Origin of the sequence: Streptomyces sp. NPDC046870 (genome assembly GCF_040704595.1) — a bacterium.
In the GTDB taxonomy this organism is placed as follows: Bacteria; Actinomycetota; Actinomycetes; order Streptomycetales; family Streptomycetaceae; genus Streptomyces; species Streptomyces argyrophylli.
The window spans coordinates 719,775-737,342 of sequence record NZ_JBEYXM010000002.1; the positions used below are offsets into that span (position 1 = coordinate 719,775).

The following is a 17,568-nucleotide window of genomic DNA, read 5'->3' on the forward strand; positions in this document are numbered from 1 at the left end:
CACTCACATCGGCTGGGGATACCTGTACAACAGTACGGCCGCGGCACCCCGGGGAGGGCACCGCGGCCGGAAGGGCCGGGAGCTACTTCTCGGCCTTCTCGCGCTTGAGGGCCTCCATCGCCCGCCGCGTGATCTCGTCCACCGGGCCCAGGGAGGAGATCGTGACGACCAGGCCCTGCGCCTTGTAGTAGTCGATGATCGGCTCGGTCTGCGTGTGGTAGACCTCCAGCCGCTTGCGGACGGTCTCCTCGGAGTCGTCGTCGCGCTGGTACAGCTCGCCGCCGCAGACGTCGCAGACGCCCTCCTGCTTCGGCGGGCTGTACGTCACGTGGAAGACGTGGGAGGAGTCGTTGCGGCAGATGCGCCGGCCGGCGATGCGCTTGACGACCTCGTCCTCGGGGACCTCCAGGTCCAGCACCGCGTCCAGCGTGATGCCCTCGGTCCGCAGCAGCTCGTCCAGGGCCTCGGCCTGCGAGACGTTCCGCGGGAAGCCGTCCAGCAGGAAGCCGTTCTCCGCGTCGGGCTGCTCCATGCGGTCCTTGGCCATCGCGATCGTCACCTCGTCGGGAACGAGGTTGCCGGCGTCCATGTAGGACTTCGCGAGCTTGCCCAGATCCGTCTGCCGACTGATGTTGGCCCGGAACAGGTCGCCCGTGGAGATGTGCGGGACGCCCAGCTTCTCTGCGAGCCGGACGGCCTGCGTTCCCTTACCGGCACCCGGCGGCCCGACGAGGACGATACGCATCAGCGGAGGAACCCTTCGTAATTGCGCTGCTGGAGCTGGCTCTCGATCTGCTTCACCGTCTCGAGGCCGACACCCACGATGATGAGGATGCTGGTCCCTCCGAAGGGGAAGTTCTGGCTTGCCCCGAAGCCCACCAACGCCATTGTCGGTACGAGAGCGATCAGACCCAGATACAGCGAACCCGGCCAGGTGATCCGGTTGAGCACGTAGCTCAGGTACTCAGCGGTCGGTCGGCCAGCCCGGATGCCCGGGATGAAGCCACCATACTTCTTCATGTTGTCGGCTACTTCTTCGGGGTTGAAGGAGATCGCCACGTAGAAGAACGCGAAGAAAACGATGAGCAAGAAGTACGAAACGATGTAAATCGGGTGGTCGCCCTTGGTGAGGTTCTGCTCGACCCAAGTCTTCCAGCCCGACTTGCCTCCCGCGAACTGCGCCACGAGTGCCGGGATGTAGAGCAGCGAGGAGGCGAAGATGACAGGGATCACACCCGCCTGGTTCACCTTCAGCGGGATGTACGTGGACGTACCGCCGTAGGAACGGCGTCCGATCATGCGCTTCGCGTACTGCACCGGGATGCGGCGCTGGGCCTGCTCGACGAAGACGACGAGCGCGACCATGACCAGGCCCACCGCGATGACGGTGCCGAACTCGATCCAGCCGCCGGCCAGCGTGCCCTGCTTCTTGATGGCCCACAGCGCGGACGGGAACGTCGCCGCGATCGAGATGAACATCAGGATCGACATGCCGTTGCCGATACCGCGGTCGGTGACCAGCTCACCGAGCCACATCACGACCGCCGTACCCGCGGTCATGCAGATGACCATGGTGATCGTGGTGAAGATCGCCTGGTCGGGGACGATGCTCGTGGCGACCGAGCAGCCGCTGAAGAGCGCGCCGCTGCGGGCGGTGGCGACCAGGCCGGTGCCCTGGAGGATGGCGAGCGCCACGGTGAGGTAGCGGGTGTACTGCGTGATCTTCGCCGTGCCGGCCTGGCCCTCCTTCTTCAGGGCTTCCAGGCGCGGGATGACCACGGTCAGCAGCTGAAGGATGATGCTGGCCGTGATGTACGGCATGATGCCGAGCGCGAAGACCGTGATCTGCAGCAGCGCACCACCGCTGAACATGTTCACGAGGCCGAACAGGCCCTGGTTGCCCTGCGCCTCGTTCACACAGGTCTGGACTGCCTTGTAGTTCACGCCGGGGATCGGGATGTGGGTACCGACCCGGTAGACCACGATGATGCCCAGCGTGAAGAGCAGCTTCTTGCGCAGGTCGGGCGTCCTGAACGCCCGGGCGAACGCGGTGAGCACGGTGCCTCCTGCGACCCCCGCGCAACTGCGTCAAGGGTGACGGTCTGAGGTTCGACGAATACGAAAAAGAACAGTGCAGGCCACCTTACCGGCGACACTGCCCCCCTAGGAACGACCAACCGGGGATACCTCATTGTGAGGTATCCCCGGTCGGGACCGTTTACGTCATCGAGGCGTCGTCCGAGGGACTCAGACGAGCTCGGTGACCGTGCCGCCGGCAGCGGTGATCTTCTCCTTGGCGGAGCCGGAGACGGCGTCGACCGTCACCTGCAGCGCCACGGAGATCTCGCCCTGGCCGAGGACCTTCACGAGGCTGTTCTTGCGAACGGCACCCTTGGCCACCAGACCCTCGACCGTGACCTCGCCACCCTCGGGGTAGAGCGCGGCCAGCTTGTCGAGGTTCACGACCTGGTACTCGGTCTTGAACGGGTTCTTGAAGCCCTTCAGCTTCGGGAGGCGCATGTGGAGCGGCATCTGGCCACCCTCGAAGCTCTCCGGAACCTGGTAGCGGGCCTTGGTGCCCTTGGTACCACGACCGGCCGTCTTACCCTTCGACGCCTCACCACGACCGACACGGGTCTTGGCGGTCTTGGCGCCCGGGGCGGGACGGAGGTTGTGGATCTTGAGCGGGTTCTGCTCCGCCATGATCAGTCGACCTCCTCGACCGTCACGAGGTGGCGGACGGTGTGCACCATGCCGCGGAACTCGGGGCGGTCCTCCTTGACGACCTGCGTGTTGATGCCCTTGAGACCAAGGGAGCGCAGGGTGTCACGGTGGTTCTGCTTGCTGCCGATGTAGGACTTGACCTGCGTGATCTTGAGCTGCGCCATGATTACGCACCCGCCCCGGCACGCGCACGCAGCAGGGCCGCGGGAGCGACGTCCTCGAGCGGCAGACCACGGCGGGCCGCGATCTCCTCGGGACGCTGCAGACCCTTCAGGGCCTCCACGGTCGCGTGCACGATGTTGATGGCGTTGTCGGAGCCGAGCGACTTCGACAGCACGTCGTGGATACCGGCGCACTCGAGCACGGCACGCACCGGACCACCGGCGATCACACCGGTACCCGGGGACGCGGGCTTGAGCAGCACGACGCCGGCAGCCTTCTCACCCTGGATGGGGTGCGGGATGGTGCCCTGGATCCGGGGGACCTTGAAGAAGTGCTTCTTGGCCTCCTCAACACCCTTGGCGATGGCGGCCGGCACCTCCTTGGCCTTGCCGTAACCGACACCCACGGTGCCGTCACCGTCGCCCACCACGACCAGCGCGGTGAAGCTGAAGCGACGACCACCCTTCACAACCTTGGCGACGCGGTTGATCGCGACGACGCGCTCGACGTACGCGGTCTTCTCGGCGGCAGCAGCGCCGCCGTCACGGCCCTTCCGGTCCCGCCGCTCGCCGCCACCGGCACCGCTTCCGCGGCGCTGGGGTCCAGCCATTGGATTACCTCTCTCTTTCCGCTAGCTACAAGCGGCTCAGAACTTGAGCCCGGCTTCGCGGGCGGCGTCCGCCAGGGCGGCGATGCGCCCGGCGTACTGGTTGCCACCACGGTCGAACACGACGGCCTCGACACCGGCGGCCTTGGCACGCTCGGCGACCAGGGCGCCGACCTGCTTGGCCTGCGCGGACTTGTCGGCCTCGCCGCCACGGATCGACGCGTCCAGGGTGGACGCCGACGCCAGGGTGTGGCCCTTCAGGTCGTCGATCACCTGCGCCACGATGTGGCGGTTGGAGCGGGTCACGACCAGACGGGGGCGCTCCGCCGTACCGGAGATCCGCTTGCGGATCCGGATGTGACGGCGCTTGATCGCGGCGCGCTTGTAGGCGTCGCCCTTGAGGATCTTCTGCCCGTATGCCATGGCTTACTTACCCGCCTTTCCGACCTTGCGGCGGATGACTTCGCCCTCGTACTTGACGCCCTTGGCCTTGTACGGGTCAGGCTTGCGCAGCTTGCGGATGTTGGCCGCAACCTCGCCGACCTTCTGCTTGTCGATGCCCTCGACCGAGAAACGGGTCGGGGTCTCCACCTTGAAGGTGATGCCCTCGGGGGCCTCGACCAGGATCGGGTGGCTGTAACCGAGAGCGAACTCCAGGTTCGAACCCTTGGCGGTCACTCGGTAACCGACACCGCTGATCTCGAGCTTCTTCACGTAACCCTGGGTCACGCCGGTGATCATGTTCGCCACCAGCGTGCGGGAGAGGCCGTGCAGGGCCTTGCTCTGACGCTCGTCGTTCGGGCGGGTCACCTGGAGGGTGCCGTCCTCGCCCTTAGCGATGTCGATCGGCGCGGCAACGGTGTGGGTCAGCGAGCCCTTGGGGCCCTTGACCGAGACCGTCCGGCCGTCGATGGTGACGTCCACGCCGGCGGGAACCGCGATGGGGAGCTTGCCGATGCGCGACATAGCTGTTTCCTCCGTTCCCTTCTGCTACCAGACGTAGGCGAGGACTTCCCCACCCACGCCCTTCTTGCCGGCCTGCTTGTCGGTGAGGAGCCCGTGCGACGTGGAGATGATCGCCACGCCGAGGCCGCCCAGCACCTTCGGCAGGTTGGTGGACTTCGCGTACACCCGGAGACCGGGCTTGGAGATCCGCTTGATGCCCGCGATGGAGCGCTCACGGTTGGGGCCGAACTTCAGCTCCAGGACGAGGTTCTTGCCGACCTCGGCGTCCTCGACCTTCCAGCCCGTGATGAAGCCCTCCTGCTGGAGGATCTCCGCGATGTGAGACTTGATCTTGGAGTGCGGCATCGACACCGAGTCGTGGTACGCCGAGTTCGCGTTCCGCAGACGCGTCAGCATGTCTGCGATCGGATCAGTCATGGTCATGAATTGGCCTGTGGCCTTTCTCGCCGGGGTTTCCTATATGCGCCATCCCTCTCCCCGTACATGGACGGGACGGGTGCGGTGCGGGGACCTACGGCGTAGTAAGTCGTTCAGGGCGGCAGAGGCCCAACCCTCCTAGCCTAAGCCATGAGGGCGGGCGCCCCTGCCGTCCCGGTTGCTTACCGAGAGGTCCAGGAATCCCTAAAAGTCGGGATTACCAGGAGCTCTTGGTGACGCCCGGCAGCTCGCCACGGTGAGCCATCTCACGAAGGCACACGCGGCACAGGCCGAACTTGCGGTACACGGAGTGCGGGCGGCCGCAGCGCTGGCAGCGGGTGTAGCCACGCACACCGAACTTGGGCTTGCGAGCAGCCTTGGCAATCAGAGCCTTCTTCGCCATCTCGCTCACGCCTCCTTGAACGGGAAGCCGAGGTGACGGAGAAGGGCACGGCCCTCTTCGTCGTTGGTCGCCGTGGTCACCACGGTGATGTCCATGCCCCGGGTACGGTCGATCTTGTCCTGGTCGATCTCGTGGAACATGACCTGCTCCGTGAGACCGAAGGTGTAGTTGCCACGGCCGTCGAACTGCTTGGGGGACAGGCCGCGGAAGTCGCGGATGCGCGGCAGCGCGAGCGACAGGGTGCGGTCCAGGAACTCCCACATGCGGTCGCCACGGAGCGTGACGTGGGCGCCGATCGGCTGACCCTCGCGCAGCTTGAACTGCGCGATGGACTTGCGGGCCTTGGTGACGGCCGGCTTCTGACCGGTGATGGTGGTCAGGTCGCGGATCGCGCCCTCGATCAGCTTCGAGTCACGGGCGGCGTCGCCGACACCCATGTTGACCACGATCTTGACGAGGCCGGGAACCTGCATGACGTTCTCGTACTTGAACTCGTCACGCAGCTTGCCCGCGATCTCCTCGCGGTACTTCTGCTTCAGACGCGGAGTGGTGGTGGTAGCCATCAGATGTCCTCACCCGTCCGCTTGGCAACGCGGATCTTGTTGCCCTCTTCGTCGAAGCGGTAGCCGACACGCGTGACGACCTTGTTGCCGTCCTTCTCCACGACCAGCTGGACGTTGGAGACGTGGATCGGCGCCTCGGTGGTCACGATGCCGCCGGCCTGGGAACCGGTGGCGGTCGGACCGGCCTTGGTGTGCTTCTTGACCCGGTTGACACCCTCGACCAGGACGCGCTCCTCGCGCGGGTAAGCGGCAATGACCTTGCCCTGCTTGCCCTTGTCCTTGCCGGTGATGACCTGGACCAGGTCGCCCTTCTTGATCTTCATGCTTACAGCACCTCCGGAGCCAGCGAGATGATCTTCATGAACTTCTTCTCGCGCAGCTCACGCCCGACCGGGCCGAAGATGCGGGTGCCACGAGGGTCGCCGTCGTTCTTCAGAATGACGGCGGCGTTCTCGTCGAAGCGGATGTACGAGCCGTCCGGACGGCGGCGCTCCTTGACGGTGCGAACGATGACCGCCTTGACGACGTCACCCTTCTTCACGTTGCCACCGGGGATCGCGTCCTTGACGGTGGCGACGATGACGTCACCGATGCCCGCGTAGCGGCGACCGGAGCCACCGAGCACACGGATGCAAAGGATCTCCTTCGCACCAGTGTTGTCGGCGACACGCAGTCGCGACTCCTGCTGGATCACGTCTATCTCCTGATCGTCTGCCGGTTCCCCGGGGGCCGCTCGGCGAGCGGCCCCCGGAGCCTGGCGGAACTGTCCTGCGAGGGGAGCCCCGCAGGAGAATTACTTGGCCTTCTCGAGGATCTCGACGACGCGCCAGCGCTTCGTCGCGGACAGCGGCCGGGTCTCCATGAGGAGGACACGGTCGCCGACGCCCGCGGCGTTCTGCTCGTCGTGGGCCTTGAGCTTGTTCGTACGGCGGATGACCTTGCCGTACAGCGCGTGCTTCACACGGTCCTCGACGGCGACGACGACGGTCTTGTCCATCTTGTCGCTGACGACGAGACCCTCACGGGTCTTGCGGAAGCCCCGGGCTTCGGTGTTCTGCTCAGTCACGTTGCTCTCGCTCATCAGGCGCTCTCCACCGTCTCGATGCCCAGCTCGCGCTCACGCATCAGGGTGTAGATCCGCGCGATGTCCTTGCGGACGGCCTTCAGCCGACCGTGGTTCTCGAGCTGACCGGTCGCCGCCTGGAAGCGGAGGTTGAACAGCTCTTCCTTGGCCTCGCGGAGCTTGCCCAGAAGCTCCTCGTTGCCCAGCTCGCGCAGCTCGGACGCCTTGGTACCGGCCGACATCACGCTTCACCTGCCTCGCGCTTGACGATCCGGCACTTCATCGGCAGCTTGTGGGCCGCGCGAAGGAGCGCCTCACGGGCGATCTTCTCGTTGGGGTACGACAGCTCGAACATCACCCGACCGGGGTGAACGTTCGCGATCCACCACTCCGGCGAACCCTTACCGGAACCCATGCGGGTCTCGGCCGGCTTCTTGGTGAGGGGACGGTCCGGGTAGATGTTGATCCAGACCTTGCCGCCACGCTTGATGTGGCGGGTCATCGCGATACGAGCCGCCTCGATCTGGCGGTTGGTCACGTACGCCGGCGTGAGGGCCTGGATGCCGTACTCGCCGAACGCAACCGTCGTACCGCCCTTGGCCATACCACGGCGCTTCGGGTGGTGCTGCTTGCGGTGCTTGACCCTACGGGGGATCAGCATGACGGTCAGGCCTCCGTTCCGGTGCTCTCAGCCGGAGCGGACGCGGGAGCCTCGGCCTTGGGGGCCTCGGCGCCGGCAGCCTGCTGCGGCTTGCGACCGCGCCGCTCGCCACCACGGCCACCACGGGCCGGGCGGTCTGCACCACCACGGGCCGGGCGGTTACCCGCACGGGCCGCAGCGTTCTCGGCGCGGACCTCGGCGATGTTCTTCACGTCGCCCTTGTAGATCCAGACCTTCACGCCGATGCGGCCGAAGGTCGTCTTGGCCTCGAAGAAGCCGTAGTCCACGTTCGCGCGGAGCGTGTGCAGGGGCACGCGGCCCTCGCGGTAGAACTCCGAGCGGGACATCTCGGCGCCGCCGAGGCGGCCGCCGCACTGGATCTTGATGCCCTTGGCGCCGGCCTTCATCGCCGACTGCATGCTCTTGCGCATGGCACGGCGGAAGGAGACGCGGGAGGACAGCTGCTCGGCGACGGCCTGGGCCACCAGCTGAGCGTCCGTCTCCGGGTTCTTGACCTCGAGGATGTTGAGCTGGACCTGCTTGCCGGTCAGCTTCTCCAGGTCACCGCGGATGCGGTCGGCCTCGGCGCCGCGGCGGCCGATGACGATGCCCGGGCGAGCCGTGTGGATGTCCACGCGGACGCGGTCACGGGTGCGCTCGATCTCCACCTTGGAGATGCCGGCGCGCTCCATGCCGGACGTCATCATCCGACGGATGGCGACGTCTTCCTTGACGTAGTCCTTGTACAGCTTGTCGGCGTACCAACGCGACTTGAAGTCGGTCGTGACACCGAGCCGGAACCCGTGCGGGTTTACCTTCTGGCCCATTACCGGGTTCCTTCCTTGCTGCTGACGACCACGGTGATGTGGCTGGTCCGCTTGCGGATCCGGTAGGCACGGCCCTGGGCACGCGGACGGAACCGCTTCAGGGTCGGGCCCTCGTCGACGTAGGCCTCGGAGATGTAGAGGCTGTCGGCGTCGGTGTGGTCGTAGTTGTGCGCGGCGTTGGCGATGGCGCTGTCGAGCACCTTGCCCACCGGCACGGAGGCGGCCTGCGGAGCGAATCGCAGGACGGCCTGGGCCTCCGTGGCGTCCATGCCACGGATGAGGTCCACCACGCGGCGGGCCTTCATGGGCGTGACGCGGATGTACCGCGCCTGGGCCCTGGCTTCCATGGTTGTCCCTTCAGTTACTTACGTGTCTGAATGCGATCCGCTACTAGCGGCGCTTCGACTTCCGGTCTTCCTTGACGTGGCCCCGGAAGGTGCGCGTCGGCGAGAACTCGCCGAGCTTGTGACCGACCATCGACTCGGTGACGAACACCGGGATGTGGGTCTTGCCGTTGTGCACCGCCAGCGTGTGGCCGAGCATGGCCGGGACGATCATCGAGCGGCGGGACCAGGTCTTGATGACGTTCTTGGTGCCGGCTTCGTTCTGGGCGTCCACCTTCTTCATGAGGTGGTCGTCGACGAAGGGCCCCTTCTTCAGGCTACGAGGCATCTCAACCCGTCCTTAGCGCTTCTTGTTCGTCTTGCGGCGGCGGACGATGTACTTGTTCGACGCCTTCTTGGGCGAACGAGTACGGCCTTCCTTCTTGCCCCACGGGGACACGGGGTGGCGGCCACCGGAGGTCCGGCCCTCACCACCACCGTGCGGGTGGTCGACCGGGTTCATCACGACACCGCGGACGGTCGGGCGGACGCCCAGCCACCGCTTGCGGCCGGCCTTGCCCCAGTTGATGTTGCTCTGCTCGGCGTTGCCGACCTCACCGACGGTGGCGCGGCAGCGCGCGTCCACCATGCGGATCTCGCCGGACGGCATACGCAGGGTCGCCATGGCGCCCTCACGAGCCAGGAGCTGCACCGAGGCACCCGCGGAACGGGCGAGCTTGGCGCCACCACCGGGACGGAGCTCGATCGCGTGGATCGTGGTACCGACCGGGATGTTGCGGAGGGCCAGGTTGTTGCCCGGCTTGATGTCGGCCCCGGGACCGTTCTCGACGCGGTCACCCTGCTGCAGGTTGCGCGGGGCGAGGATGTAGCGCTTCTCGCCGTCGGCGTAGTGCAGCAGCGCGATGCGCGCGGTGCGGTTGGGGTCGTACTCGATGTGCGCGACCTTCGCCGGCACGCCGTCCTTGTCGTGACGACGGAAGTCGATCACACGGTAGGCGCGCTTGTGTCCGCCACCCTGGTGGCGAACGGTCACACGACCGGCGTTGTTACGGCCGCCCTTGCTGTGCAGGGGACGGACCAGCGACTTCTCCGGCGTGGACCGCGTGACCTCGACGAAGTCGGCGACGCTGGCGCCACGACGGCCCGGCGTAGTCGGCTTGTACTTGCGGATTCCCATTTCTCAGTCCTCGTCCGATATCGGACGATCCGACCCGCTTACGCGGTCGGACCGCCGAAGATGTCGATACGGTCGCCCTCGGCGAGGGTCACGATCGCGCGCTTGCTGCCCGCGCGCTGACCGAAACCGGTCTTGGTGCGCTTGCGCTTGCCCTGGCGGTTGATCGTGTTGACCCCGGTGACCTTGACGTCGAAGACCGCCTGGACGGCCTGCTTGATCTGGGTCTTGTTGGCGTTCGGGTCGACGATGAACGTGTACTTGTTCTCGTCGAGGAGCGCGTAGCTCTTCTCGGAGACGACCGGCTTGAGCAGCACGTCACGGGGGTCCGTGTACGACTTGCTCAGCGGGGTCTCGACCGTGTTCTTGCCCTCGGCGGCGTGACGGCGCGCCTTGGCGACGCGCGCGGCCTTGGCGGCCTTGGCGGCCTTCGAGGCGATAGCGGGGTGACGGATGGCCATCAGACCTCGCTCCCTTCGGTGTCGTTGGCCTTCGGGCCGGCGACGAAGGACTCGAAAGCGGCCTGGGTGAAGACCACGTCGTCCGAGACGAGAACGTCGTACGTGTTCAGCTGGCCCGGCTCCAGGATGTGGACCTGGGGCAGGTTGCGGGCGGACAGCCACGCGGCCTCGTCGGCGCGGTCGACGACCAGGAGCAGGTTCTTGCGCTCCGAGATCTTGCCGAACAGCGACCTGGCGGCCTTGGTGCTGGGGTTCCCGCCCTCGACCACGCCGGAGACGACGTGGATGCGGTTGTGGCGCGCCCGGTCGGTGAGGGCACCGCGCAGGGCGGCGGCCTTCATCTTCTTCGGGGTGCGCTGCGAGTAGTCGCGCGGCACGGGACCGTGCACGACGCCACCACCGGCGAACTGCGGCGCGCGGGTCGAACCCTGGCGGGCGCGACCGGTGCCCTTCTGGCGGTACGGCTTCTTGCCGCCACCACGGACTTCACCGCGGGTCTTGGTCTTGTGCGTGCCCTGACGGGCAGCGGCCAGCTGCGCGACGACGACCTGGTGGATCAGCGGAACGCTGACCTTGGCGTCGAAGATCTCCGCGGGGAGCTCGACGGAACCGGCCTTCTCGCCCGCCGGCGAAAGGATGTCAACAGTGCTCATCGGTTACCTCAGGCCCCCTTGGCCGCGGTGCGGACCAGGACGAGGCCGCCGTTCGGACCGGGAACCGCGCCCTTGATGAGCAGCAGACCCTTCTCCGCGTCAACGGCGTGGACGGTCAGGTTCTGGGTGGTGACCCGCTCGTTGCCCATGCGACCCGCCATGCGGAGGCCCTTGAACACACGGCCCGGGGTGGCGCAGCCACCGATGGAACCGGGGGAGCGGTGCTTGCGCTGGGTGCCGTGTCCGGCGCCGAGGCCACGGAAGTTGTGGCGCTTCATGACACCGGCGAAGCCCTTGCCCTTGCTCTTGCCGGTCACGTCGACCTTCACGCCGGCCTCGAACACCTCAGCGGTGATCTCCTGGCCCAGCGTGTACTCGGAGGCGTCCGCGGTGCGGATCTCGACGAGGTGGCGACGGGGGGTGACGTCGGCCTTGGCGAAGTGGCCCTTGAGGGGCTTGTTCACCTTGCGCGGGTCGATCTCGCCGAAGGCGATCTGGACCGACTCGTAGCCGTCGACGTCGTTCGTACGGACCTGGGTGACGACGTTGGGGCCGGCCTTGACGACGGTGACCGGAACAACACGGTTGTTCTCGTCCCACACCTGCGTCATGCCGAGCTTCTCGCCCAGGATGCCCTTGATCTGCTTAGCCATTCTCAGCCCACCAGCCTCAGAGCTTGATCTCGATGTCGACACCGGCCGGGAGGTCGAGTCGCATCAGAGAGTCAACGGTCTTGGGGGTCGGGTCGAGGATGTCGATCAGGCGCTTGTGCGTGCGCATCTCGAAGTGCTCGCGCGAGTCCTTGTACTTGTGCGGCGACTTGATGACGCAGTACACGTTCTTCTCAGTGGGCAGCGGCACCGGGCCCGCGACCGACGCACCGGTACGGGTCACCGTCTCGACGATCTTCTTCGCCGAAGAGTCGATGACCTCGTGGTCGTAGGCCTTGAGCCGGATGCGGATCTTCTGTCCCGCCATGGCTACTCAGTAGTCCTGTCTCTTCTCACGCTCTGGAACCCGGTGGTTCCTGCATCCCTCGTTCTCCGACCCACGCGGTCGGGCGTGTCGCGCTCCCGCTGACACAGATGTCCCTTGTTCGAACATCCCTGCGGGATTGACACGGCCCTTCCGGAACCGCGGACCGGGGACCTGGGGTCCACCGGGCGCCTGGCCGGTGCCGCGCCCACACTTCCCGGAAGATTCCCGTACGTCCGCCCCAGTGCTGCCCGAGGGCAGTTAGGGCGACGAGTACTGTGGGACTCGCTTCCGGTCCTCCCGGCGGGAGGCGCGCAGCATCAACACTCGACCGAGCAACTCGGACAGTCTGCCATATGGGGCAGGCAGACCGCCAATCGAGCCGAAGAGATTACCCCGAAGGTGACGTAGGTCAAACCGAGGCCCGTAAGGCGGCGCGCTCCGCGTCGGCCACCGACGCGCGCGCCGACCGCCCTTTCGGCACCGGGACCCGGCGCTCCGCGCTCCGGTGCCACGGGCGGCTTCTTGCCGAAGAACGAGGGGTGAAAGAACCCCGCCAAGCCCCACCCTCCCGCCCGCGGCGCGGACTCACTCGCGAGGGTGAATACGCCCAACTCGGCTGGATTTCAGGCGGGTTGCCTGCCTTACGCTCGGCGCGACAGGACCGTACACATGCGTCGGCCCCCGCAGGGACTAGCGATCCACTGCGAGGGCCTGACCACCGAGGAAGGCTCCAACTTCCCGATGGATGTCGAAAACCCTAGCGCGCCCACATGCGCCGCGTCCCCCGTTACCGCCGACAACCACCCGAACCGGGCCCCTCACAGCGGCGGGCTCGTCCACGACCACACCCGCCACACCGCCCGCTTCACGGTGATCGGCAACCATCTCGCCCAGCACCCGGACCTCTCCCTCCTCGCGATCGGTCTGGCCTGCCACATCCAGTCGCTGCCGTCCGGCGCCCGCGTCGACATCAAGACCCTCGCCGCACGCTTCCCCGAGGGCGCGACCCGCATCGCCGCCGCCCTGCGCGAGCTGGAGGCCCACGGCTACCTGCGCCGCGAGCGCGCCCGCGTCCCCGGCGGCCGCATCGTCACCCGCACGATCTCCTGCAACCAGCCCGGCCGCCGGCGTGAGGCGTCCGACGCGCCGCGCACGCGCCGCCCGGCCACCGCACCGCAGCCGAAGACAGCCCGCCGCGCGGCCCTCCCCGCCGTGCCCAGGCCCGCGTACGCCTCCCCCGCCCTGCTGCGGGCGGCCACCGACGTCCTCGCGGGCCTGCGCCGCACGGACCCCCGCCTGCTGCTGTCCGCCACGGACACCGAGCATCTCGCCCCCGGCGTCGCGGCCTGGCTGGAGCGTGACCTCACCCCCACCGCCGTACGGCACGCCCTGACCACGGGCCTGCCCGAGGAACCCCTGACCCGCCCGGCCGCCCTGCTGGCCCACCGCCTGACGGCCGGGCTCCCGCCCCTGCCGCCGTACCGCGCGCCCGAGCCACCCCCGGCCGTCCGGCACCCCCTGCAGACCTGCGAGAACTGCGACCGCGCCTTCCGCGCGCCGGCACCGGGCCACTGCCGCGACTGCCGGACCGGCCCCTCCTCCCCCTCCTACCGGGCCGGCACGTGACCGTCCCCCACCCGCATGCTCTCCAGCGGCCCCAGGTACAGCCGCGGCAGCCCGCCCGTGTCGATCAGCAGGCGCTGCACCACCACCGTCGGGTCCACCATCCAGAACCTCAGCCGGTGGACGCCCGGCCCGGTCACGGTGTGCGTGGTCGCCGTCGCGTTGATGTTGTCCGAGGTGTGGCGGGCCCAGACCGTGTTCAGGGCGCCGTCGTCCGCGCCCGCGGTGATGTCGACGGTCCGGACCGGGCCGTCGTCCAGCGAGATCCCGTAGCGCAGGCCCGGGACGCCGGGGACGGCCGGGTTGCGCGGGGACAGGTGGGTCCAGACCGTCACCTCGCCGGGGGCGGACAGCAGCGTCACCTCGTACTCCAGGTGCGGGGAGGAGCCCCCGGGGGTCCGGCTCGGGGACGTCACCGGCCACGGCGTCATGCCCGCCCCGGTCCGTCCGATGCCGTCGACACGGCGCCACTGGCCGACCGCCCGGTCGTAGTGCTCGGCGTCGATCGCCACGTAGCCGCCGGCCTCCACGAAGCCCCGCGCCCGTACGCCCGACGGGCGCTCCGCCACGCACCGCACCGGCACCGACGCCCCCGCTCCGCGCACCGTCAGGGTCGCCTCCGCGCGGTCGGCGGGCAGGCGTGACCAGTCCACCCGCACCTCCAGGCGGACCTGCTGGTCCACCCGGCCGCGCGGGCGGTCCACCCGCAGCCACGGCGCCGAGACCGAGACCTCGTACGGGAAGGGCGTACGGCCCCGGTTGAAGATCTCCACGTACTGCCGGGGGCGGGTCTGGTACGGGCTGAACGGTGGCAGGGACGCGGCCGAGGAGGAGCCCCCCGGCCACCACTCCCCCGCGTCCTCGGTGCCGTCCACCGACACGCCCAGCTCCGCGCCCGAGGGCACCTCGATGCGCTGCACCGCGGGGAACAGCACGTCCGGCAGCGCCACGTTGTCCTTCTCCGGCTGCTGCCAGCCGGCGTCGGGGCCGTAGCGGTCGACGTCGCCGTAGTCGATGTGGGGCTGGGTCTGGAAGCCCTGCCACTTGCCGTCGGCGACACGGGAGTTGAAGCGGTCCGCGAGAGCGAAGTCCCGGCCGAGGGCGGCTTCGGCCCGTGCCGCGCGGTCGTTCGCCGCGGCCCGGCCCTGCGCCGCGTACAGCAGGTTCGTGAACTCGGCCTCCCGCAGCGCGTACAGGTTCGCGGTCGCCGTGACCGCGTAGCCGGCCAGTTCGAACCACGCGTCCCGCAGCCGCTCGGGCAGTCTGCGCTCGACGCGTTCCGCGCGGCGGCCCAGCGCGCGCCACTCCTCGGTGACCCGTTCCAGCTCCCGGTGCGCGAAGTAGTACGGGCTCTGCCGGTCGTCGTACACGACCTGGTCACCGGAGAGGGTGATCCGGCGGTTCAGCAGTTCCGGCTTGCGGCGGGCCTGGAGCCGGCCGTAGGCCGCCAGCAGGGACGCGATCTCCTTCGCCTGCGCCTCGCCGAAGTTCTGGCGGGCGTAGCGCTCCTCCCACGCGCCGAGGTGCTCCAGCGGCCAGGCGTCGGGGTTCCAGGCGTAGGAGAGGAAGAACTCCGTCGGCAGCTCGTTGCCCTTCAGGTCGCCGACGTTGGCCACCCACAGGCCGTGGTTGCCGTAGGCGTGCGCCTGGTGGAGCTGGTCCCAGACGTTCCCGAGGTTCGCGGTGTCGACCCACTTGTAGTTGCGGCCGGCTCCGACGTAGTCGAAGTGGTAGTACAGGCCGTAGCCGCCGGCGCGGGGGCCGTCCGGGTGCTTGCGGATGTTGCCCCAGTTGTCGTCCGTGAGGACCACGGTGACGTCGTCCGGGGCGCGCAGGCCGCGGTCCCAGTAGCGCTGGACCTCCTTGTAGAGGGTCCAGACCTGGGGGGTCTCGGCCGCCGGCCTGCCGGTCACCTCCTCGATGATGCGGCGCTGGTCGGCGATGATCTGCTGCATCAGTTCGATGCCGTCGCCGTCGGGCAGGCTGGTGTCGCCGTTGCCGCGCATGCCGAGGGTGACGACGCCCTCGAAGCCCTGGTCGACCATGCGCTGGATGCCGGCGCGCCAGTACGCGCGGATCGCCTCCGGGTTGCGGCGGTACGACCACTCGCCCGTGCCCCCGTAGGGGTCGGTCCCGGAACCGGCGTGCCGGTTCCACTCCTCGATGCCCCGCATCATCGGCGCCTCGTGGGACGTGCCCATGACGATGCCGTACTCCGCCGCCCGCCGGTGGTTGTCCGGGTCGTCCTCCGCGAACGCCCGCCCCCAGACCGCCGGCCACAGGTAGTTGCCCTTCAGACGCAGCAGGACCTCGAAGACCTTCGCGTAGAAGTCGGCGGTGAAGCCGCCGGGGTGGCCCGGTGCCTTCCCCTCGCCGAAGTACGCCGGCGCCCAGGTGCCGAGCGCCGGGTTCTCGTCGTTGACGAAGACGCCCCGGTACTTCACCACCGGGGTCCCCTGGGTGAAGCGGCCGGCCTGCACCCAGACCGCGTCGCGCCGGGCGGGCGGTACGTCGTCCCACCAGTGCCAGGGCGAGACGCCGATGCCGTACGAGACGTCGTACGCCCCGAAGATCGTGCCCCTGGGGTCGCTGCCCGCGATGACGAACGCCCGCTCCACACCCGGCATCGGATGCTCCACGACCGTCTGGAGCGAGGTCTCCCACCTGCCGCGTACGCCCGTGACGTCCAGCTTCCCGGACCGGATCAGGCCGTCGATCAGCGGGCTGCGGCCGATCGTGCCGAGCAGGACGGGGAAGCGGCCGATCGTCGTGCCCGGGCGGACGCCGGTCACCCGCGCCAGGTCGTCCCGGAGGTCCCCGGCCACCCGGACCACGCCGGGGTGGTCCTCCGCGCTCACCACCACCGGCGCGCCGAGCAGCGAGAACGCCCCGCCCGTGAACGAGATGTACGCCCCGGGGTCCGTCACCCGGAGCCCGTCGCCCGTGGCGGCGGCCGCCGTCCCCGACGCCCCCACGGGCATCGTGGCCAGTCCCGTGCCCAGGACCGTCCCGCCGAGCACCGTCCTACGACTGACGTGCGCAGACGACATACCCCACCCCTCCAGCCGCTCCGGCATCGGTTTGTTCACCGGCATGACGAATGGTGAAGGGAGGCGGGGGCGGGGGGAACGGGTCGTACACGCCGAATAGTTTCGGAGCCCTCAGTGCGCCCCGCTCGCGAGCATGAAGCCGTCCTCCGGCACCAGGTTGTTGGCACTGAGCAGGTTGCCGCCCAGCGGGAGGCCGATCGTCCTGCGCTGCGCCCCGATCCCCGGATCGCGCACCGACACGGTCAGGGTGTAGGCCGGCTGGCCGGTGATGGTGTTCGAGGAGTCGATCGGCGGCCGGAGCCCCTCGATCACGTCCCGCGGGTCCTGCCCGGGGCACAGCGCCTCCGGCGGCACGGACACCCGGGCGCTGTCCCCGGTGCCGGACCTCGTGGCGTGATCCCAGGTGACGGGCAGGCCGTGCGCTCCGCCGACCAGCCCCCGCGGGCCCTCGATCTCCACGGCGACGCCCTCACCGCCCAGGGTCCGCGACAGCTTCAGCGACCCCTTGGGGCCGGGGGCGAAGAGCAGGCCGATGGTGAAGCGGCCGGGGGCGCGGGACGGCTTCTCGTAGCCGTAGGAGCCGAGGACGAGCCGCGGGGCGGGCACCGGGGTCGCGGACTCCGCCTCGGGAGGTGCGGACGCGGACGCGGGCAGCGGGAAGTAGTGGTAGCCCTTGGTCCCGCACCGGCCGCCGTCGGAGAAACCGCCCCCCGGCAGCGGGATCGTGCGGGCCGGGCCCGACGCGGCCGGCGTGCTCCGGGAGAACAGGTGCAACAGCCCCTGCTGCCAGGCCATGGCGATCACGACGGCCGCCACGGCCAGCCAGGGGACGACGGTCTGCAGCGCCGCGTGTATCAAGGTCCTCTTCCTCACCCGGAGAACCGTATGCGGC

The 17,568-nt window shown here is 68.6% G+C and carries 26 protein-coding genes; 1 reads left to right on the forward strand and 25 read right to left on the reverse strand.

Annotated features, from left to right (window positions below):
- Positions 1-82: 82 nt before the first annotated feature.
- From AB0946_RS07690 to rpsJ, 23 genes are all read right to left on the reverse strand, one after another.
- Complete coding sequence (locus tag AB0946_RS07690) at positions 83-745, reverse strand: adenylate kinase (protein WP_366759670.1); 663 nt, start codon at positions 743-745, stop codon at positions 83-85.
- A complete protein-coding gene (gene secY, locus AB0946_RS07695; protein ID WP_014674383.1) occupies positions 745-2,058 on the reverse strand; it encodes a preprotein translocase subunit SecY in 1,314 nt (437 codons plus the stop codon). Before secY ends, AB0946_RS07690 begins: the two co-directional genes overlap by 1 nt.
- 189 nt (positions 2,059-2,247) lie before the next feature.
- Positions 2,248-2,703 (reverse strand): 50S ribosomal protein L15, encoded by a 456-nt coding sequence (rplO, locus tag AB0946_RS07700; RefSeq protein ID WP_004984514.1) that lies wholly within the window; start codon positions 2,701-2,703, stop codon positions 2,248-2,250.
- Between the two features lie 2 nt (positions 2,704-2,705).
- On the reverse strand, positions 2,706-2,888 hold the full coding sequence (gene rpmD / locus AB0946_RS07705) for a 50S ribosomal protein L30 (protein WP_003974250.1): 183 nt from the start codon (positions 2,886-2,888) through the stop codon (positions 2,706-2,708).
- 2 nt (positions 2,889-2,890) lie between these two features.
- Complete coding sequence (rpsE, locus tag AB0946_RS07710; protein ID WP_019753099.1) at positions 2,891-3,496, reverse strand: 30S ribosomal protein S5; 606 nt, start codon at positions 3,494-3,496, stop codon at positions 2,891-2,893.
- Positions 3,497-3,532: 36 nt separating this feature from the next.
- A complete protein-coding gene (rplR, locus tag AB0946_RS07715) occupies positions 3,533-3,916 on the reverse strand; it encodes a 50S ribosomal protein L18 (RefSeq protein WP_014674380.1) in 384 nt (127 codons plus the stop codon).
- Between the two features lie 3 nt (positions 3,917-3,919).
- Entirely contained in the window at positions 3,920-4,459 is a 540-nt protein-coding gene (gene rplF, locus AB0946_RS07720; RefSeq protein WP_014674379.1) for a 50S ribosomal protein L6, read from the reverse strand.
- Positions 4,460-4,483: 24 nt separating this feature from the next.
- The gene (gene rpsH / locus AB0946_RS07725; RefSeq protein ID WP_014674378.1) at positions 4,484-4,882 is read right to left on the reverse strand and encodes a 30S ribosomal protein S8; all 399 of its coding nucleotides are present in this window, start codon (positions 4,880-4,882) and stop codon (positions 4,484-4,486) included.
- 211 nt (positions 4,883-5,093) lie between these two features.
- Positions 5,094-5,279, reverse strand: coding sequence for a type Z 30S ribosomal protein S14 (locus AB0946_RS07730; protein WP_003948630.1), 186 nt, complete (start codon positions 5,277-5,279; stop codon positions 5,094-5,096).
- A 5-nt stretch (positions 5,280-5,284) separates the two neighbouring features.
- Positions 5,285-5,842, reverse strand: coding sequence for a 50S ribosomal protein L5 (rplE, locus tag AB0946_RS07735; protein WP_366759671.1), 558 nt, complete (start codon positions 5,840-5,842; stop codon positions 5,285-5,287).
- Complete coding sequence (gene rplX, locus AB0946_RS07740; RefSeq protein WP_366759672.1) at positions 5,842-6,165, reverse strand: 50S ribosomal protein L24; 324 nt, start codon at positions 6,163-6,165, stop codon at positions 5,842-5,844. Before rplX ends, rplE begins: the two co-directional genes overlap by 1 nt.
- Positions 6,166-6,167: 2 nt before the next feature.
- Entirely contained in the window at positions 6,168-6,536 is a 369-nt protein-coding gene (gene rplN, locus AB0946_RS07745) for a 50S ribosomal protein L14 (RefSeq protein ID WP_003998823.1), read from the reverse strand.
- 99 nt (positions 6,537-6,635) lie between these two features.
- On the reverse strand, positions 6,636-6,923 hold the full coding sequence (rpsQ, locus tag AB0946_RS07750; protein ID WP_030641193.1) for a 30S ribosomal protein S17: 288 nt from the start codon (positions 6,921-6,923) through the stop codon (positions 6,636-6,638).
- Complete coding sequence (gene rpmC / locus AB0946_RS07755) at positions 6,923-7,147, reverse strand: 50S ribosomal protein L29 (protein WP_030174543.1); 225 nt, start codon at positions 7,145-7,147, stop codon at positions 6,923-6,925. Before rpmC ends, rpsQ begins: the two co-directional genes overlap by 1 nt.
- Positions 7,147-7,566, reverse strand: a complete 420-nt coding sequence (rplP, locus tag AB0946_RS07760) for a 50S ribosomal protein L16 (protein WP_061920723.1) — start codon at positions 7,564-7,566, stop codon at positions 7,147-7,149. The genes rpmC and rplP overlap by 1 nt, the downstream gene beginning before the upstream one ends.
- A gap of 5 nt (positions 7,567-7,571) precedes the next feature.
- Positions 7,572-8,393 (reverse strand): 30S ribosomal protein S3, encoded by an 822-nt coding sequence (gene rpsC, locus AB0946_RS07765; protein ID WP_003998826.1) that lies wholly within the window; start codon positions 8,391-8,393, stop codon positions 7,572-7,574.
- Complete coding sequence (rplV, locus tag AB0946_RS07770; RefSeq protein WP_019329637.1) at positions 8,393-8,740, reverse strand: 50S ribosomal protein L22; 348 nt, start codon at positions 8,738-8,740, stop codon at positions 8,393-8,395. Before rplV ends, rpsC begins: the two co-directional genes overlap by 1 nt.
- A 43-nt stretch (positions 8,741-8,783) precedes the next feature.
- On the reverse strand, positions 8,784-9,065 hold the full coding sequence (gene rpsS / locus AB0946_RS07775) for a 30S ribosomal protein S19 (RefSeq protein WP_030233885.1): 282 nt from the start codon (positions 9,063-9,065) through the stop codon (positions 8,784-8,786).
- 12 nt (positions 9,066-9,077) lie between these two features.
- On the reverse strand, positions 9,078-9,914 hold the full coding sequence (gene rplB, locus AB0946_RS07780; protein WP_061920724.1) for a 50S ribosomal protein L2: 837 nt from the start codon (positions 9,912-9,914) through the stop codon (positions 9,078-9,080).
- A 38-nt stretch (positions 9,915-9,952) separates the two neighbouring features.
- Entirely contained in the window at positions 9,953-10,372 is a 420-nt protein-coding gene (gene rplW, locus AB0946_RS07785) for a 50S ribosomal protein L23 (RefSeq protein ID WP_070026316.1), read from the reverse strand.
- Positions 10,372-11,025: a 50S ribosomal protein L4 gene (gene rplD / locus AB0946_RS07790; protein ID WP_366759673.1), complete on the reverse strand. Its 654-nt coding sequence runs from the start codon at positions 11,023-11,025 to the stop codon at positions 10,372-10,374. The genes rplW and rplD overlap by 1 nt, the downstream gene beginning before the upstream one ends.
- An 8-nt stretch (positions 11,026-11,033) precedes the next feature.
- Positions 11,034-11,678, reverse strand: a complete 645-nt coding sequence (rplC, locus tag AB0946_RS07795; protein WP_014674369.1) for a 50S ribosomal protein L3 — start codon at positions 11,676-11,678, stop codon at positions 11,034-11,036.
- A 16-nt stretch (positions 11,679-11,694) separates the two neighbouring features.
- Positions 11,695-12,003, reverse strand: coding sequence for a 30S ribosomal protein S10 (gene rpsJ / locus AB0946_RS07800; protein ID WP_003948644.1), 309 nt, complete (start codon positions 12,001-12,003; stop codon positions 11,695-11,697).
- 741 nt (positions 12,004-12,744) lie between these two features.
- Between rpsJ and AB0946_RS07805 the strand changes: the two genes are divergently transcribed.
- On the forward strand, positions 12,745-13,629 hold the full coding sequence (locus tag AB0946_RS07805) for a helix-turn-helix domain-containing protein (protein WP_366759828.1): 885 nt from the start codon (positions 12,745-12,747) through the stop codon (positions 13,627-13,629).
- On the opposite strand, the gene AB0946_RS07810 is transcribed toward AB0946_RS07805, so the two are convergent.
- Together AB0946_RS07810 and AB0946_RS07815 are read right to left on the reverse strand one after the other, a co-directional pair.
- Positions 13,611-16,607, reverse strand: a complete 2,997-nt coding sequence (locus tag AB0946_RS07810; RefSeq protein WP_366759829.1) for a glycosyl hydrolase 115 family protein — start codon at positions 16,605-16,607, stop codon at positions 13,611-13,613. The two genes, AB0946_RS07805 and AB0946_RS07810, sit on opposite strands and share 19 nt — an antisense overlap.
- A gap of 180 nt (positions 16,608-16,787) precedes the next feature.
- Positions 16,788-17,549, reverse strand: a complete 762-nt coding sequence (locus tag AB0946_RS07815) for a hypothetical protein (RefSeq protein WP_366759674.1) — start codon at positions 17,547-17,549, stop codon at positions 16,788-16,790.
- Positions 17,550-17,568: the final 19 nt, after the last annotated feature.

What these genes read in the sequence shown, in the direction of transcription:
- AB0946_RS07690 (WP_366759670.1), bottom strand. Translation starts at nt 745, where the DNA reads ATGCGTATCGTCCTCGTCGGGCCGCCGGGTGCCGGTAAGGGAACGCAG.
- rplO (WP_004984514.1), bottom strand. Translation starts at nt 2,703, where the DNA reads ATGGCGGAGCAGAACCCGCTCAAGATCCACAACCTCCGTCCCGCCCCG.
- rpmD (WP_003974250.1), bottom strand. Translation starts at nt 2,888, where the DNA reads ATGGCGCAGCTCAAGATCACGCAGGTCAAGTCCTACATCGGCAGCAAG.
- rpsE (WP_019753099.1), bottom strand. Translation starts at nt 3,496, where the DNA reads ATGGCTGGACCCCAGCGCCGCGGAAGCGGTGCCGGTGGCGGCGAGCGG.
- rplR (WP_014674380.1), bottom strand. Translation starts at nt 3,916, where the DNA reads ATGGCATACGGGCAGAAGATCCTCAAGGGCGACGCCTACAAGCGCGCC.
- rplF (WP_014674379.1), bottom strand. Translation starts at nt 4,459, where the DNA reads ATGTCGCGCATCGGCAAGCTCCCCATCGCGGTTCCCGCCGGCGTGGAC.
- rpsH (WP_014674378.1), bottom strand. Translation starts at nt 4,882, where the DNA reads ATGACCATGACTGATCCGATCGCAGACATGCTGACGCGTCTGCGGAAC.
- AB0946_RS07730 (WP_003948630.1), bottom strand. Translation starts at nt 5,279, where the DNA reads ATGGCGAAGAAGGCTCTGATTGCCAAGGCTGCTCGCAAGCCCAAGTTC.
- rplE (WP_366759671.1), bottom strand. Translation starts at nt 5,842, where the DNA reads ATGGCTACCACCACCACTCCGCGTCTGAAGCAGAAGTACCGCGAGGAG.
- rplX (WP_366759672.1), bottom strand. Translation starts at nt 6,165, where the DNA reads ATGAAGATCAAGAAGGGCGACCTGGTCCAGGTCATCACCGGCAAGGAC.
- rpsQ (WP_030641193.1), bottom strand. Translation starts at nt 6,923, where the DNA reads ATGAGCGAGAGCAACGTGACTGAGCAGAACACCGAAGCCCGGGGCTTC.
- rpmC (WP_030174543.1), bottom strand. Translation starts at nt 7,147, where the DNA reads ATGTCGGCCGGTACCAAGGCGTCCGAGCTGCGCGAGCTGGGCAACGAG.
- rplP (WP_061920723.1), bottom strand. Translation starts at nt 7,566, where the DNA reads ATGCTGATCCCCCGTAGGGTCAAGCACCGCAAGCAGCACCACCCGAAG.
- rpsC (WP_003998826.1), bottom strand. Translation starts at nt 8,393, where the DNA reads ATGGGCCAGAAGGTAAACCCGCACGGGTTCCGGCTCGGTGTCACGACC.
- rplV (WP_019329637.1), bottom strand. Translation starts at nt 8,740, where the DNA reads ATGGAAGCCAGGGCCCAGGCGCGGTACATCCGCGTCACGCCCATGAAG.
- rpsS (WP_030233885.1), bottom strand. Translation starts at nt 9,065, where the DNA reads ATGCCTCGTAGCCTGAAGAAGGGGCCCTTCGTCGACGACCACCTCATG.
- rplB (WP_061920724.1), bottom strand. Translation starts at nt 9,914, where the DNA reads ATGGGAATCCGCAAGTACAAGCCGACTACGCCGGGCCGTCGTGGCGCC.
- rplW (WP_070026316.1), bottom strand. Translation starts at nt 10,372, where the DNA reads ATGGCCATCCGTCACCCCGCTATCGCCTCGAAGGCCGCCAAGGCCGCC.
- rplD (WP_366759673.1), bottom strand. Translation starts at nt 11,025, where the DNA reads ATGAGCACTGTTGACATCCTTTCGCCGGCGGGCGAGAAGGCCGGTTCC.
- rplC (WP_014674369.1), bottom strand. Translation starts at nt 11,678, where the DNA reads ATGGCTAAGCAGATCAAGGGCATCCTGGGCGAGAAGCTCGGCATGACG.
- rpsJ (WP_003948644.1), bottom strand. Translation starts at nt 12,003, where the DNA reads ATGGCGGGACAGAAGATCCGCATCCGGCTCAAGGCCTACGACCACGAG.
- AB0946_RS07805 (WP_366759828.1), top strand. Translation starts at nt 12,745, where the DNA reads ATGGATGTCGAAAACCCTAGCGCGCCCACATGCGCCGCGTCCCCCGTT.
- AB0946_RS07810 (WP_366759829.1), bottom strand. Translation starts at nt 16,607, where the DNA reads ATGCCCGTGGGGGCGTCGGGGACGGCGGCCGCCGCCACGGGCGACGGG.